Genomic DNA, 1,641 nt, shown 5'->3' with positions numbered 1-1,641 from the left:
CGGGTCGCCGTCGGGCGGCCACGGCGACAGCACCGCAGGCAGTGACGGCAGGCTGAACGGCGCGGTCTCCTGACTCGTGTCGCCCTCTCCGCCGGCTTGCGTGCCGGCGAGATCGTAGCCGAGCGCCGCAATGGTGGCGATGATCAGCAGCCGAAAGATCAGGCGCAGCACTGCATCTTCCGGATTGCCCGACAGCCAGAGGTGAACGCGCTGTGACAGCGTGGCCATGCGGCTACTTGACGTGACGCGCCGAGACCAGCGCGGTGACGTTCTCGTCGGTCGCAGCCGCAGGTTCGACCACTGGCGCAGGCTGATCCGTCACGATCGGCGTGGCCGGATCAGCAGCCGCACGGCTCGCCTGCTCCACTTCGCGCGCCATCCTCAGTGCCGCCATCAGTTCGGCCGCTGTCATGGTGGATGCGTGCGAGGCGGGCAGCCCTTCCCGGCGGATCGCGCTGTGCACGACGCAGAGGATCAACACCAGCACGGCCGGCATCAGGTCGATCGAGATCGCGCCGGCCCAGCTCGGGATGAAGTCACCGGCATAGCGCAAAACCGCCTCGGCCGGAGACATCGCCTGGAATCGTGCCGGCTCGATCTTGGGTCGGTCGAGGATCGCATCGGCCGCCGCCGCGAGTGACGTAGCCTGCGCCGCCACGGCGCCTTCCACCTTGCCGACCACCGCCGTCTGCCGGTCGGCAAGATCGAGGCTACGGCCGCTCGCGGCCGGGGCGATGAACGACGACGACAGCGAGGTCGCGGCGCGCTTCACCGCCGGCGCCACCGAGGTCTGCTGAAGATTGGCGATCACACCCATCAAAGCCAGGGATTCGGTCGCGAAGCCGTCGCTGCGCTCGCCGATCGGGCCGCGGTCGGACACCAGCTCTCGCATCTTGGCGAGGTGCTTGCCGCCCTCTTCGAACAGCGTCGAGACGCGCTTGCCGGAGGCTTCAACCTCCTTGCCGAGACTGTCGAGCTGGCTCGACATCTGGGTCATTAACTGCACCACAGTGCCGGAGCCGGAGGTCCCGGTGAGCGATCCGGTGCGCTCGGCTTCCGCCAGCTTGGCAAAGCGCGATGCGGCGATCTGGATATCGGGCAGCAGCCCTTGCGCAGCGATGGCGTTGGTGTTGGCGGCATCGAGATCGCGGGTGTAGTCCTGCACGGTGATCGCCAGATGCTGCCGGATCGCCGCAGCGCCGGCCAGCGCCGACGCATTCAGCCAAGACGACATCGCCACGATCATCAGCGAGCCGAGCAGCATGCATCCGAACATCAGCCAGCGACCGGCGCGATCGACGACGTGTGGCATGAACTGCATCAGGAACACCCAGAAGGCGTAGATGCCGACCGACACTGCGACTGAATAGATCAGCGCGGCGAAGAACACCGTGGTGGCACTGCCGTTCAGCAGGTCGCGCACCCCGAGATAGGTATAGACGCCGGCGGCCAGCGCCAGGATCGCAGTGGTTAGCTTCAGCATCACTTCGAGCCGAACCACGCCGCGCGACAGCAACAGCGATGCGGGGACGAGAGATGATGCGGGTGAAGAGGACGAGAGCGAGGGGGAACTTGCGGCCGGAGGAGCGGCTTCGGGCATCTGGACATCCACAATGTGCGCATGCTGCGCACGGCCAACGC

At 66.9% G+C, this 1,641-nt stretch carries 1 protein-coding gene and 1 pseudogene; both read right to left on the bottom strand.

Annotated elements, in window-relative coordinates; genetic code table 11:
* A pseudogene (locus DYI24_RS26195) lies at positions 1-228 on the bottom strand (hypothetical protein); the annotation flags it as partial.
* A 4-nt stretch (positions 229-232) separates the two neighbouring features.
* Positions 233-1,600 (bottom strand): hypothetical protein, encoded by a 1,368-nt coding sequence (locus DYI24_RS26190; protein ID WP_164574383.1) that lies wholly within the window; start codon positions 1,598-1,600, stop codon positions 233-235.
* Positions 1,601-1,641: the final 41 nt, after the last annotated feature.

The organism is Rhodopseudomonas sp. BR0C11, from assembly GCF_010820945.1.
Classification (GTDB): domain Bacteria; phylum Pseudomonadota; class Alphaproteobacteria; order Rhizobiales; family Xanthobacteraceae; genus Rhodopseudomonas; species Rhodopseudomonas palustris_H.
This window is presented reverse-complemented; position numbering and strand designations above follow the sequence as displayed.